The following is a 15,893-nucleotide window of genomic DNA, read 5'->3' as shown; positions in this document are numbered from 1 at the left end:
GTTCCATGGTCGCTTTATGCCCAGTCAAATCAATCTAAGGTACATCTGCTGTCTCCCCAAGACCGTCGATGCAGCCTTATCCTGACATTTACTCGAAATGATACCGAATCCACTATTGCCGCAAGGGCGAAGGGAATCATTTATTTAATTTATACTCGCTCGGGCGATCACCGGGATGGGTTCACACACATCCTATAGTTTGCACAAGAATGGGAAATAACGAACTGCCTCTACATTAGGAAATGATACATGTTTCGATTGATTCGTTCGTTCTTTAAGAGAATACTGAAACTGTTGGCACGCAATATTCCGGGTTATAACCTGCGAGCCGCCTTATTGCGCATGGCGGGTTACACTATTGGTTCCCCCGTTTATATTGGAGAAGACCTCATCATTGTGGATACTCAATATCAGAAACCGCAAGTATTTATTGGTAACGAAGTCACGATTGCTCAACGTGTTACATTGATAACTTCTTCAGGGGCTCCCAGCTCGAGGGATGTGTATAAAATCTTTGGTGCAAATGTTGGTCCGATCAACATTCAAGATGGCGCCTGGATTGGAGCAGGTGTCATCATTTTGCCAAATATTACGGTGGGTCGTTCAGCTATTGTCGGGTCTGGCGCTGTAGTCACCAAAGATGTACCACCTTGTACAGTCGTCGTTGGCATACCAGCCCATCCGATCAAGCAATTCTCCCTTGAAACCGGAGAAATCGTTAATCTATAAAACATCTAAGTAAATAACATTCCGTTTTCATTGCTATTAATATACGCCAAATAAAAAGTAGCTCATACTCCTTCTTCTCATCTAACCAATTAAAATCCAGTTGCTAACCGAGACTTGCATTGTATAACGCCTTGATAAATCCCTTTTATTTTATTGAATATCAATGTCCAAGGTAAACCAACCATCTCCCCATCACTGCATGGTTGTATTTGCTCCTTACCCCTTGGGCGAATCCCGGGTCCAGAGAGAGGCAGAGGCCTTAGTAAAACATGGCGTTGATGTGGAAGTAATCTGTATCCGCCTGAAGGGTGAGCCTGCTACTGACGACTACAAAGGGGTCAAGATCTATCGGGAGAGGTATCGGCTCCTGACCACCCTGCTGAGGGGCAACGTACTGGGCGAAAAGTTCCTCAAATACCTGCGTTTCTTCTTCACTGCTGCCTTCAAACTTACCAGACTGCACTTTCAGAGTCGTTACGATACAGTTCAGGTGCATAACATGCCGGATTTTCTGGTCTTTTGCGCCCTGATTCCCAAACTGCTGCGGGTTCCTATCATTCTTGATATGCATGATTTGATGCCTGAGTTCTACGCCGAGCGTTTCGGACAGACAGGCTCCTTTTTGGCTCGTTCGATCCGCTTACAAGAGCGTCTGGCTTGCCGGTTTGCCGATCATGTGATTACAGTCTCTGAGCTATGGCGGCAGGCCTTGATTAGACGAGGCCTGCCGGAGAAAAAATGTAGTGTGGTGATGAATGTCGCCGATGAAAACATATTTCATCCATCAGAGCAAGAGCGAGCGCAACCGCATAAGGGAAATAGCTTTCGCCTCATCTACCACGGTACCTTCGTGCAGCGGAATGGGTTGGATCTGGTAATTCAGGCAATTGATCGGGTCCGGCATGATATTCCCGGAATCCATTTGTCCTTGATTGGAAATGGGGAGTACTTACCCCAGATGGTACGAATGGTCGAGGAACTTAAGTTGAATCGACACATTACAATCGATGGTTTACATCTCGTTGAGGAGCTTCCAGAGATCATAATGTCTTGCCACCTGGGTGTCGTTCCGATCCGTAGTAACGTGTTTACCGATACTGCATTGTCTACAAAATTAATGGAATATGCCGCTTTGGGCTTGCCTGTGATTGCTGCTCGGACCACCGCTAATCAGATTTATCACAGTGATTCAAACGTGGAATTCTTTGAGCCTGGGAATGTGGATGACCTGACTCGTTGTATTCTTATGCTTTATAACAATCCCAACCGAATGGCTGAACTTGCCCGTAGAAGCCAAAATTTTAACCAGCGTTACAATTGGGCGAAGATCAGTGCTGAATATGTTGAGCTTGTTGAGCGAGTAGGTAAAAAGCAGCACCAGCTATAAATGTGAAGACGTGAACGACCCGGGTAATGCTACGGGTTAATAACTTTGGAAATATCAATGAACCTGCAAATCGTAAACTCACTTGATGAAAATATATGGAGAGATTATGTTGCCCTTAATCCACAAGGGAATATATTCCATACCCCCGAGATATATCAAGTTTTCTCTCATACAAAAGGACATCATCCTTTGTTACAAGCTGTTGTCAATAAACACAAGGAGATATTGGCACTTCTTACACCGGTTCAGATTACCCTCGCAGATGGCTTGTTTCGTCCCCTTACCACACGGGCAATCGTTTATGGGAGCGTATTATGTTCCTCTACTGGCTATGATGCAAATGCGCTGGATTTATTGTTAAGCTCGTATGTACGCGCCGCAAAACGCCAAGCTTTGTTTACAGAGTTGCGGAACCTTGCTGATCTTAGCCTTTTACAGGGGGTATTCGCCCAAAATGGATTTATCTATACAGAGCATCTGGATTACCTGATAGATCTCGACATAACACCAGAGCAAGTATTGCAGAATATTGGACCACGAACCCGTAAGCACATCCGCCAAGGTATACGGAAAGGGAGCATGAGAATTGACCTGCTCACCCAACATAGCCAGCTCGAAGATTGGTTCAGGCTTGTGAGTAAAACCTACCGGGAAGCGCGGATACCTTTGGCAGACCGGTCATTGTTTGAAGCTGCTTATAATATCTTGATGCCAAAGGGTATGGTCCAATTTTGGTTAGGGCGTGTCGATTCAAATCTCGTGGCTGCGTCAGCTGAGTTGTTATACAAGGATGTTATCTATGGCTGGTATAGTGGAGTAGATCGTGCCTATGCAGATGAATCTCCCGGTGAGCTGCTCATGTGGCACGTCTTAAATTGGGGCTGCACACATGGTTACAAGATTTATGACTTTGGTGGGGCGGGTAAACCTGGCGAAGCGTATGGTGTGAGAGATTTCAAAGCTAAATTTGGTGGAAAATTAGTTGAGCACGGGCGCAACATATTGATTCACTCAAAAGCTTTACTCCGGGTTAGTGAAAAAGGCTATCAGTTATATCGTTACCTGATTGGTTGATTTTCAATTCACCGTTGAATTTTGATAAATGAACCCTCTTCATCGACTTGGTGAATTATTCGAAGATTGGCTTTTTTTTATCCAACACGATGGATTACTATCCGCAATACCAATAATTGCTTTGGATATTGTCAGGCTACCATACCGGCACTTGAAATTTTTGATCTTTGCCTGTTCACTTGAAAATCCATTGCCCGTTCCTTTATCAAAAACATCATTTGAAATTCGTCCGTTCACAAAAAATGACCTGGAACTTATCCGAGAGATCAACCGGCCTTCTGAAGTCCGTTTGTGTGAATATCGATTGGTGCATGGGCATTTTGGTTTCATTGCGGTTGAAAATTCCCAAGCAGCTGGGTATGCTTGGGGATGCGCGGAAGTCGATGCGGAGGTAGAGCGGGTACGTCTTAGTTTAGTGTATGGAGATATTCTCTGCAACGATGCTTTCACCGCACCAGCTTATCGCCGGCAAGGCGTGCAGACGGCTCTCACAATTGCCCGCTTACAGAAATTTAAGGATATGGGTTACCGGAGGGCTCTCTGTTACATTGAGGCTAACAACATTCCGTCAATCGCTGTCTGGCAACGGAAACTTGGAAGCACGATACTTGGTGAGATAGATTTTAAACGTTTCGGTCCCTGGTACCGAGTAAAAATATCGATAAGCCATTCGTAAATAATGAATCGCACGCTTAGTTTAGCTGCGTTAAAACTTCATGAACGAATCACTGGACGGCATATTCTAGCTCGGCTGGAAGAATTGAACTGCACCCAATGGCTGAGCCGCGATGAGTTGGAGGCTTTGCAGCACGACAAGCTGCTGAGACTGGTGGAATATGCCAACCAGTACATACCTTACTACCAGCGAATCTTCAAAGAGATCGGTTTCCAGCCCGGCGACCTGGAACCTGATTTGAGTAACCTGGACACGCTCCCTGTCCTCACCAAAGCTCTTATCCGCGATAACTATCAAGACTTGATTACTACTGAGCCGGAGCGTAGACACCAAATGAGCCAGCTTGCTACCTCTGGGTCCACGGGAGAGCCGTTGACATTTATGCAAGACAACAACTTCCGGGATGTAGTCACAGCCGATATCCAACGCCACATTAGCTGGGCTGGCTGGCAACTTGGCGACTCGCAAGCCTTCATCTGGGGCGCTAAGCTGGATCCCACTATCCGGCAGCGCCTACGCTTAGCCTGGATAGATCGGGTTTGGAATCGCTTCCAGATGGATGCCTTCGCACTGTCCCCATCCGCCATGCAAGCCTTTGCTTGCCAAACGCTCCGCTCAAATGCGCGCATCTTGTTTGGCTACCCGACCAGTATTCAGGTCTTTGCCCGCTATGTGCGATCCAACCTTTTTGATGGTGTAACCTTCGATGGCGTCTTTACGACCGCAGAAAGACTGCTTCCAGTCGTACGCCAAGAGATTGAGGAAATCTTCCACACCCGCGTCTTTAACCGCTACGGAACTCTCGAACTTGGGGGAATTGCCTGTGAGTGTGAATCCCACCTCGGCTTGCACGTGAGTGTGGAAAATAACCTGGTTGAAATTTTGGTAGACGGCGCGCCATCTGACCTTGGGCAGGTAGGTGAGGTCGTCGTCACCAACCTTAACAATTATGGCATGCCGTTTATCCGTTACCAGGTGGGCGATTTTGCCAGCTTCAGCGCGGAATCGAGCTGCCCCTGCGGGCGTTCGGCACCCATGCTTGCCTCAGTCGAAGGTCGCAGCGTGGAGGCACTGCGCGCTGCCAATGGCAGCATGGTGTGGGGGGGATTTGCCGGGGCACCTTGGCGCTGCCTGACCCATCCATCGATCCGGCAGTTCCAGGTGAACCAAAAGTCGCTCAAGCAGATGGTCTTCCGCCTAGTTCCCTCCGGTGAGATTCCTCGGGCCGTGCTCGATGAGATTCGTTATGCAGTGCGCCATACATTTGGAGATAACTGTACTGTGGAATTTAAATTTGTGGACGAGATTGCCCCGCTGCCCTCAGGGAAACACCAGTACGCAGTTTCTGAATTAAATGAACCTTAACTTATTAATAAAGGTTCAAATTTCCATCCGCGCTAGTTTTTCCTAATTGAATTGTTAATATTTTCCATGTCAGAAATATAAATCTAATAAATATTTTGTTCTTTTTGTTGATATCTCAATATTTATTGTGACATATGGCACATTTGTGTTATACATTATTGTCGGATTGTGTAATTCTGCTTGACTGTAAATGGACTGAATCGCAGATTAATTATTGGTTAATTTGACGATGTGAAATTCGCGATTTTCTACTATATTTGTGAATATGCTCGCAAGTATTGCCTTTATTTATTTAATTTCATACATACATTATTGGATGATAGCTTCCTCTTATTCTCAGGGGACGAAGTACTAGCCGATAATTAAAAGAGGAGATGGCTCCATGAAACATAAAATCCTGATCAAAACATTCCATGTTCTGTCTATCGTATTGATCCTTTCTATGCTATTTCCCTATTTTTCTCCTACCTTATCTGTAAAAGCACAGGAGGATCCATACCCCTTGCCCGATAAAGATAGTGATGGACTGGCTAACACGCTGGAAACAGCCGGCTGGTACAACCTTGCCGGAGGGCCGTTTGTCACCAATCCGGAAGACCTGGATAGTGATAACGATGGCCTGAGTGATGGGGAGGAAAAGTTGTTTAATACCAACCCGTTGGATTCACATGATCCAGGCATCGCGGTCATCTATAACGACAGCTTCAAGACAAAGCAATACTTCAGCACCACAGATCCGAAATATATTAAGATGATCCAGGCTGGCGACCAGTACCTGCTACGTGAAGCCCTGGTTGTCCGGCGGGGTACTGTATTTACCATAACAGGACCTGCCTCGGGTACGTTGACGCTGACCGGTACGAGTATGACCGCATTAACCCCTATAATGGATCCAAGCGGCGGTTGGGCAGTTAGCATACCGATCGCTGGCACGGTAGGCACCTATATTGCCACCGTCACCGATGGTGCCTGGACAAAGAGTATGCCGATCTATGTCATCTTCGAGCTGCCCAGCACTCTCCCCGAAGATCAGATTGCTGCTTTCCTTTATGACGGTGACCCGGATAATAAGAAAGACGAAGTAGCCGTATGGTGGCGCATGTGGGAAGCGTCTTATTATGGGGATTATGAGAGCACCGTGCAGCCCTGCCCGGGGACCGACCCCAACGCACCCTGCTCACTCTGGCAGTATCACAATGCTTATGGTTATGCCCAGGCGTATTGGACCGAGCAGTATACCAAGGCGGTATTTGTCAACAATGCCATGAAAGCCATGCAAGGTAAAAACACAATGACTGCGGCCATTGACGCTCTTGCATCCTGGATTGATGCTGAATTTCATACCCAGTCCCATCATGCGCAAAATAACTGGACCAGCGCCATGTATCGCTGGTTTGATGGCACCGGCATCACCAGCATTGGTGGCTATTGTGAAACCACGTCAACAACCTTCACTTCAATCCTTCGTTCGGCTGGCATCGCTTCGCGGCCGTTCACTTTGGATTATAACAAGACTAGTGGGCATGGCGAATCCGGGCAAATTGGCACAGGTTACGAATATGACCATTCGGTGATGATGTGGATGAATGACAAGTGGTATGCCAAGCGTGCCTACGGCGGAGATGAGTCGGCTGACCTGTATTACCCCTGGAGCTCCGGCACAACTGGAACATCAACATTAAATACCTGGGATACCGCCTCTGGGTACTATAACGATTATTATGGAGACGGGGTATTCGCAGTTAATGAAGATTGGACTTTCCAGACCAGCACCGGGGTAGGAACGGTTAATACCGCCTGGCAAAATGAAGCACCTACTGATGCTTCTTTCGATCGACTGAATCGAGACTATGAATGGAGTAGCCTCAGGCCACTGGAGATCAGGCAGTCACCCCAGGTTGACGTTCTGAACTGCCAGATGTGGAGCGGAGATAACTGGGCACCCAGCGAGTGGCGCACGCCAATCGTCAGCAACCCGGCCTCACCCGCCCGTGACGAAACTATGACCTATTTCCTGCCGGCTGGCGTCCCAGACCCGGCAACTCCACTGGAGAACTGGCCTTACAACCCGCAGCCAACAAGCTGCAGCGCTTCCACTCCCACGGCTGAATGTGATGCCTTTAAAGCTGCCTGGAGCATCACTACTTGCTCCATTGTCCCAGGACAGACGCGGAGTGCGGTAGAAGGGGCCACCACTTACAAGGCATATTTCCCATTCATGACAAACAGTGCCAGCTCCAATGGTAAGGCCCGGCTTGGTAATATCCTGGCTGAGTCGGGTCTCGATAAAGATGATGATGGTCTTTATGATGAGCTTAACATCACGGCTGAGGTGACTGCTTCCCAGGACGGTGAATACCAGCTTGGTGGTCTTCTGCTCACTGGGGAGAATGTCATCCGCACATCTACAGGCCGGACCAGCTTGAAAAAAGGTTTGCAGATGGTTCAGCTTTCTTTTGACGGTCAGCAGATCGGCGACTTTGGTGTCGATGGCCCCTACCAGGTGCAAGCCCTGTGGGTGGCCTCACCGGACCAGCCGATCTTGGCGATCATTGAACCCGAAAAAATGCTCGACTACCAGGAATATTCATTTTTAACTCAAGCATACCGCGCCAGCCAATTCAAGGTTCAACCAGCGAGCATCGTTGATGAATATTCGTATCAGGGTATCGATGCAAACGGTAACGGCCTGTACGAAGCGATCCTGGTTAACATACCGTTGAAGATCAATATCCCGGGAACGTTTACCGTTGAAGGTGATCTGTACGATGGACAGGGCGTTTTTGTGGGAAATGCCATCTGGACGGGCAGCGAGCCGACTGCAACACTACAATTTGACGTGGCTGTGACACAGCCACCCTACTCCCTGGAGCATCTAAACCTGATCCAGGCCAACGGCCCAATCGTAGATAACCGCTTTGCTAGCGCTTATCAAATCACAGATCTTGTTGGTCTCATCGAAATGGACGGAATTGTGATTGGGGCACTCCCCAGCGGGACGAACGACATAATGGACGTAACCCCTGGCCCGTACACCTTCTCCCCGGTCGACACCAACGGTAACGGCCGTTATGACAAACTGGTGGCTAATGTGACCGTGAACGTGACTGACTCGGGCACCTTCCGGGCTGGAAATTACAGCATTGAAGGCCTGCTGGTGGATGACTACGGTACCGAAGTTGCCTGGGCTGTCAGCAATCCGCAGGCGCTGGCTCTCGGAACCAATACGATGAGCCTCGAGTTTGATGGCAAGATGCTATACGAGCAGCTGCCTCTGACCGGCTCACGGGCTTTCAAGCTCAGTGCGGTCAAAATCTTCACTGGTAGCCTGAGTTCAGCTACGCTGGCCGTTCAAGCCCAGGTTGCCGCCAGCACATCGGCATATAGCCGCAGCCAGTTTGAGCCCTCCAGCCCGGCGATCACGGTTTTCCAGGATGATATGGAAAATGGGACTGGTCAATGGTCCATAAGTGAGCAAAATGCTACGGGCGCAAGCACCATCTACAACGTCAATATTGGTTACACCGTGGGTGGCACCTTCTTACTCACGGTTGACTCAGTCACGACTGGACCTCTTGCCTGGAATATTTCGTCAACTAATCTCAGGAGCGCGCTGACCAATGCCGGTATCGCCACAACCGCGGTTACCGGCTCCGGCACATTAGCTACCCCATGGGTGATCACCTTTACAACGCCTCCCACTGCGGTCACGATGGACAAAACGGGCCTGATTAAGAATGTAATCGGCTCCGGGACTATCTACAATGTGAATGTCAGCCCCGCCGTTGGTGGGACGTTCCTGCTCACGGTTGACTCCGTGACGACTGCGCCTCTTGCCTGGAATATTTCGTCAACAAATCTCAGGACCGCACTTACGAATGCTGGTATAGCCACAACCAACGTGACTGGCTCCGGCACACTAGCTGCCCCATGGGTGATTACCTTTACAACTGCTCCCTCTGCGGTCACAATCGATAAAACGGGGCTCATTGAAAATTTAATCGGTACAACCGCAACCTACAATGTAACCATAGGTACCGCCGTTGGTGGCACTTTCTCACTCACGGTTGACTCCAAGACGACTGCGCCTCTGGCATGGAACATTAATTATACAAATCTCAGGACCGCATTGACCAATGCCGGTATAGCCACTACTGCGGTTACTGGCTCCGGGACGTTTGCCAGCCCATGGGTGATCACTTTTACCGGGATTCCCACCGCGGTCACCATGGACAAAACGGGTCTAGCTCCTGGGGGAATTTGGAGCTTCGATGCCAGTGTTACCGGCGCGGGCACGATCTATTATGTGAATACTGGTCCCGCCTTAGGTGGCACCTTCATGCTCACGGTTGACTCTAAGACGACTGCACCTTTGGATTGGAACATCACTGCAGCCAATCTTAGGACTAACTTGACCAATGCTGGTATATCCACAACCACGATTACTGGCTATGGCACATTAGCAGCTCCATGGGTGATTACCTTTACAGCAGCTCCCACTGCTGTCACGCTAAACAATTCGGGCTTGTTCATGGCCAGTCATAGTAAATCCCATGCATGGAGAGCAAGCTCCACCGTTATTAATGCATCACAGCAACTGGTAATGGCGACCGCAATAAACCTCACCGACTATGCCAGTCCAGTTTTGCGGTTCAATCATGCTTATCAATTGGGAAATGTGAGTGATAAGGCAATTCTGGAAGTATCGACCAATGGAACGACCTGGACAGTGCTTAAAACATTCACTGGGATAAATACAGCTCCCCACTGGATCACTGAGGAAATCGACCTCAGTGCGTATGGTGAAATGGCAAATGTCTATCTGCGTTTCAATGCCCAACGCGCGAATGCTGCCGGGTTTGTCTACTGGTATGTCGACGATGTATCTATCAATGCATGGCCAGCAGTTACGAATGTTGCTATCCTACCCCCCGCTTCTGTTGAAGAAGGCATACCAGCGACCTTTGCTGCCAGTTATTCATCCATCGACACTTCGCTTCCGATAACGTATAAGTGGAGTTTCGCTGGTCAGGAATTTGAGACTACTTCACCGACTTACGATCTCGTGTTCCCTGACGCCGGTGATATACCTGTCACGCTGACAGTATCAAACCCGTTTGACAGTACAAGTGTCACACAAACGGTGACGGTTAATGGAAATTCCGATAATGTCGTCCTGACAATTCTCGTCACACCGGAAGCAGGCGGCTCGGTATTACGCTCGCCTGATCAGCAGGCTTTCTTACCCGGCAGTGAGGTGACACTGACAGCCATGCCCGCTAATGGGTATACTTTCAGTGGTTGGAGTGGTGGGGAGTGCAGCGGAACCGGGACCTGCATATTGATCATGAACGCAGATACGACTGTCACTGCAACATTCGCTCCAATCGAGTATACCCTTACGGTTGATACTGGCAACCTTGGTACGGTGACCAAGTCACCAGACAAGGCCACTTACCATTATGGTGAGGTGGTGCAGTTGACCGCTGCCCCCGCTTCCAATTATTACTTCAGCCACTGGAGTGGGGATTTATCGGGTAGCTCCAACCCGGCGAGTATCACCATCGACGGTTATAAAAGCATCAACGCTGTTTTCACTCAAGGTTACACACTTGCCATAAACGCAGTGGGCGGTGGGGCGGTGACAAAATATCCGGATCAGGCTACCTACCAACCCGGGCAGGTTGTGGAGGTGAGTGCTTTTCCGGCTTTGAACTGGGAATTCTCTGCCTGGAGTGGAGATTGCACGGGCAGTGGCGCCTGCTTGGTGACGATGAATAGGAACAAGATTGTCACGGCTACCTTCGTCAAAACTGGATACACTTTGGATATCGTCGTGACAGCCACGGGTACAACAAGTTCGGTGGCCAAGAATCCTGACCAGGCGACATATACGTATGGTCAGAGAGTAATCCTGACCGCAAATCCAGAGCCTGGCTGGACTTTCTCTGGTTGGGGCCGCGATCTGACGGGGAGCACGAACCCAAGTGTGATCACGATCGACGGTAACAAGACCGTCTTTGCCAATTTCTCACATCCAACCTATGCCTTCCCGGCTGTCACCGTGTCTCCCACCGGGAAAGGTACGGTAACCAAATCTCCTAATGCGACTTCTTATTATTATGGGACTGTGGTAACTGTGACAGCCACACCTGTGACGGGTTGGGCATTTGACCATTGGGAGGGGTCGTGCACGGGCAGTGTGAACCCTTGCTTGGTAACCGTGGATGGGGCTGAAGCTGTCACTGCTTATTTTAAATCCGAGTATACGCTGACGATTAATACCGTAGGCCTTGGCACGGTCACTAAGAATCCATACAAAGCGACTTATTACTACGGGGATGTAGTTACGCTTACACCCACGGGAGAAGCAGGCTGGACCTTCGGATCCTGGAGCGGCGATCTGACCGGAACTGCGAATCCAGCTACGGTCACGATGAACAGCAACAAGTCGGTCACTGCCACCTTTACCGGTGGGGATCTAAACCCGCCCTACACCCTGTTGGTAACCCAGCCAGCTAATGGCACGATCGACCCGGGAACTGCATCTTATGAACCAGGCACAGCGGTGGAGCTTACGGCTACCCCGGCGAACCACTACCACTTCGTGGAATGGACAGGCGTTTGCAGCGGGCAGCTGACCACTACCTGCAGTGTGACGATGGACGCACATAAGGCCGTGTCAGCGGTTTTCGCCATTGATACTTTTGTGATGAATGTCACCCAATCCACCGGCGGCACGATCGATAAATCGACGGCAACCTATGATTACGGTGCGGTTGTGGTTCTGACTGCCACGCCTGCCACAAATTACACCTTCGGCCAATGGAACGGCGACTGCGTCGGCCAGGCCAATCCCTGTACGCTGATGATGGACGGTCCGAAGAGTGTTTCTGCCACTTTCAACCAGAACACCTTTACCCTGACGATCACCTATAATCCAACAGAGGGTGCAGGCACAACCACCCCACCTGCCGGAGTGAATATCTATCCGAATGGAACGGTGGTCAACGTTTTTGCCTTTCCCACGGCAGGATACAAGTTCGATCACTGGGGAGGCTCGTGCTCTGGTACAGGAAACTGTTCGCTGACCATGACTACAAATAGGGCTGTAACGGCTTACTTTACCCCGGTCTATCAAAATCTCACCATCGCAGTAAATCCAGTTGATGGCGGATCGACTTCACCAGCCGTTGGCATCAACCCCTATCTCGAAGGGAGCGTTGTTGAGGTCACAGCCATACCTGCAGATGGATATGAGTTCGCTCAATGGAATGGAGCCTGTTCAGGCATTGGTGCTTGCACGGTGACCATGGATTCACCTAAGAGTGTCACAGCCGTTTTTGCGCATGACGTCGTCAATCTATCGATGACAATCAATGGGAGTGGCAAGGTCATTCGTAGCCTGGAACCTCCGTACTACCCCAGCGATCAGGTGACCTTGACGGCAGACCCGGATCCGAACTGGAGCTTCTTAGAATGGAGCGGTGACTGCGCCGGGCAGGGAAATCCCTGCACACTGACCATGGATGTTGATAAGCAGGTTACTGCAACCTTTATTCAGGTGACTTGTGCTCTGCCACGAAACTTGAATGAGAGCCCCGGCATTTTACGAGAAGATTTTGAATCATTGAGCGGTTGGACAATAAGCGGTTCTGCACCGGGGTATTCTGCGGTCATCGATGCAGCCAACCATAAGGTGGGTAACGCATCCATAAAATTGACTACTCCATCCAGTTCCGGGTATGTGGGAATCAAAAAAACGGTCAACTGGGATATGTCATCGCCGGATGCACAAGGCAACATACGTTTTTGGGTATACGTACACGGGACGGGCGAACCTACGGGTTTCCAGGTGTATATGTATAACAGCAACCAGAGCAACGGCTTTTACGCAACTTATGGCCGTCCCTTCAGGTTGCGATACCGCCCCGGTTGGAACCTGGTTAGCTTGCGGACTTCTGATTGGTATACATTTGGATCCCCATCATGGGGAAACCCCATTACCAGCATTTACATAAGAATCTCTGGAACGTCGGCAACTTCTTATTCCATCGATGGGTTAGAAAGTGGCGAATCAATACCTGCCGTCCTCCTCACGTTTGATGATGGGCATTCCACCCTTTGGGATCAGGCCTATGCCTATATGGAACCCAGGAACGTTCGTGGGACCGGGTATATCATTTCTAATTATTTAAATACCATGGGCAAGGTGACATGGACCCAGCTACAGGAAATGTATGCAACCGGGTGGACAGTCGGAAATCACACTGCAGACCACACATCCCTAACCACGTTATCCTTATCCGACCAGGAAGCTGCGCTGGCGACCGCACGCGATGCTCTGAACGATCATGGATTGATGAACGTTAACTACGTGGCATATCCGTACGGAAACTATAACGCAGATACCCTAACTGCCATGGCGAACCTGGGTATGCGATCCGGGAGGACGACCCTTTATTTCAACAACCTTTCACCACTCACGAATCCATATGAAATTGGTATGCGAAATATCGATAGTTCTACTACACTTGACGTCGCTAAAGGGTACATTGATACGGCGATATCTCGGGGAGAGATTGTGGTTCTATTGTTGCATGATATTAGCACAAATCCAACAGTTAACGGCTGGTATATAGACCGCTTCCAGGGTTTGGTGGATTATATAATAAGCCAGGGCGTTCCAATCCTCACCATGGATGAACTCTACAGGTTGCAGTCTGGTAACATTAAAATACCGCAGCCTATTAATGGATCCTGTTGGGATGCAGTTGTCCTGGATGAGTACACCCTGACGGTAAACTCGGCTCACGGTGCGGTCACCAAGGATCCTGACCAGACGATGTATACCTCTGGGACGAACGTCTTGCTGACGATGGGGGCGGTGGATCCAGCCTGGACGTTCTCTGGCTGGAATGGTGGAGGCTGTACGGGCACCGATCCCTGCACCGTGACTATAAACAGCGATACGACCGTCACGGCGGAGTTCACCCAGAATACCTACGCTCTAGCGGTGACAGCCAACCCGGTTGGGGGTGGCGCAGTCACGAAGAGCCCTGATGCGGCTAACTACCCCTCCGGAACGACGGTCACATTGACGCCAGTTCCTGCTGAAGGCTGGATTTTCTCCGGCTGGAGTGGAGTAAATGCTGCCGAGCTGATCGATAACGGCAACGGAACCTGGTCGATCGTGATGAACGAAGCCAAGACGGTGAGTGCGTCATTTGAGCTGAGCGTGGTGACGCTGACGATCAGCCCGATAGAAGGGGGGGCGATCACAGCCACCCCGCCAGGACCGTACCATTATGGAGATGTAGTGACCTTGCAAGCATTGCCTGATGTAGGCCACAATTTCACCGGATGGACGGGCGATCTGACTGGGATAACCAACCCGACCACGATCACACTAAATGGCAATAAGACGGTCGGAGCAACGTTTGGATCGAACGCTGTCACGCTAACGCTTCAACAATCGACAGGCGGTACGATCACTGCCACCCCGGCTGGTCCCTACCTCTATGGGGATGATGTGACCCTTGAAGCTACAGCGGCTACTGGCTACGATTTCGCCGGTTGGACTGGAGATCTAAGCGGGGAAAACAACCCAACCACGATCACTTTAAACGGGAACATGGTCGTCGGGGCAACATTCACCCAAATTGAATACACATTGACAGTCGATCATGAAGGAAGTGGATACGTTTTGCGCGACAATGAAGCCCCATATTATTACGGTGAAATCGTCCATTTGACTGCTTCTCCATCCTCAGGTTGGAGCTTTGGTAGCTGGTCGGGCGATTTAAGTGGCAACACGAACCCAGCCACGATCACCATCGACGGAAATAAGAGTGTCATGGCTACGTTCACTGAGGATTGGTACACGCTGGATGTAATCATAGATCCGGTGGGCAGCGGCCAGGTTGATGTTAATCCACCGGGACCTTATCGATATCATTCGATGCCGATCCTAACTGCATATCCGAATCCAGGGTGGACCTTTGTCAACTGGACTGGAGACCGCGAGGGTACGGCGAATCCAATTGAGGTCACGGTAAATTACGATTCAACTGTGTATGCACACTTTGCCCGCATTCCATACACCTTCTCCACTAGTGTGGAAGGCCAGGGCACAATCAGCAAGAGCCCTGATCAGACCACTTACTACTACGGCGATCAAGTAACCGTGACCGCCACGCCTGAAGTTGGCTGGAGTTTCGGTTACTGGAGCGGTTCCTGCAGCGGTTCAGGCCCTTGCGTGGTGACAGTCGATGCAAATGAAAATGTAACAGCCACCTTCCTACAAGGCGCGAATATACTCTCTGTGAATGTAATCGGCAGCGGAACGGTCACCAGATCCCCCGACCAGGCTACTTATGCGAATGGGGCGAGTGTCACCCTCACAGCTAACCCAGCTTCTGATTGGCACCTGAATCGTTGGGAAGGCGACCTGAGCGGCTCGGTCAGTCCCATATCGATCACGATGAATGAAAATAAAGACGTTACTGCGGTGTTCGTGCCGGATACGTTCACCCTGGCCTATACGGCGGGTACAGGTGGCACGCTGACAGGTGAGACCACCCAGACAGTGCCTTATGGCAGTAATGGTACAGCGGTAATGGCAGTGGCTAATACGGGCTACCACTTTGTGAGCTGGAGTGA

Annotated in this window: 6 protein-coding genes; all 6 read left to right on the top strand. The window is 50.0% G+C overall.

Annotated features, from left to right (window positions below; all coding sequences use genetic code 11):
- Positions 1 to 249 precede the first annotated feature (249 nt).
- Positions 250 to 729 carry a galactoside O-acetyltransferase gene (locus C3F13_17855; protein ID PWB49896.1) on the top strand — a complete coding sequence of 160 codons (480 nt, stop codon included), beginning with the start codon at positions 250 to 252 and terminating at the stop codon, positions 727 to 729.
- 163 nt (positions 730 to 892) lie between these two features.
- A complete protein-coding gene (locus C3F13_17850; protein ID PWB49895.1) occupies positions 893 to 2,116 on the top strand; it encodes a hypothetical protein in 1,224 nt (407 codons plus the stop codon).
- 57 nt (positions 2,117 to 2,173) lie between these two features.
- Positions 2,174 to 3,190 (top strand): hypothetical protein, encoded by a 1,017-nt coding sequence (locus C3F13_17845; protein PWB49894.1) that lies wholly within the window; start codon positions 2,174 to 2,176, stop codon positions 3,188 to 3,190.
- Between the two features lie 28 nt (positions 3,191 to 3,218).
- Positions 3,219 to 3,866 carry a hypothetical protein gene (locus C3F13_17840; GenBank protein PWB49893.1) on the top strand — a complete coding sequence of 216 codons (648 nt, stop codon included), beginning with the start codon at positions 3,219 to 3,221 and terminating at the stop codon, positions 3,864 to 3,866.
- An 84-nt stretch (positions 3,867 to 3,950) separates the two neighbouring features.
- The gene (locus C3F13_17835) at positions 3,951 to 5,231 is read left to right on the top strand and encodes a hypothetical protein (protein PWB49892.1); all 1,281 of its coding nucleotides are present in this window, start codon (positions 3,951 to 3,953) and stop codon (positions 5,229 to 5,231) included.
- Between the two features lie 382 nt (positions 5,232 to 5,613).
- Positions 5,614 to 15,893 (top strand): hypothetical protein (locus C3F13_17830; protein ID PWB49891.1); only part of this gene is annotated, 10,280 nt, incomplete at its 3' end.

This window comes from Anaerolineales bacterium (assembly GCA_003105035.1).
Taxonomy (GTDB): domain Bacteria; phylum Chloroflexota; class Anaerolineae; order Anaerolineales; family UBA4823; genus FEB-25.
This window is presented reverse-complemented; position numbering and strand designations above follow the sequence as displayed.

Coding starts and splice junctions, on each gene's coding strand:
- C3F13_17840 (PWB49893.1), top strand. CDS start 3,219: ATGAACCCTCTTCATCGACTTGGTGAATTATTCGAAGATTGGCTTTTT.
- C3F13_17855 (PWB49896.1), top strand. CDS start 250: ATGTTTCGATTGATTCGTTCGTTCTTTAAGAGAATACTGAAACTGTTG.
- C3F13_17845 (PWB49894.1), top strand. CDS start 2,174: ATGAACCTGCAAATCGTAAACTCACTTGATGAAAATATATGGAGAGAT.
- C3F13_17850 (PWB49895.1), top strand. CDS start 893: ATGTCCAAGGTAAACCAACCATCTCCCCATCACTGCATGGTTGTATTT.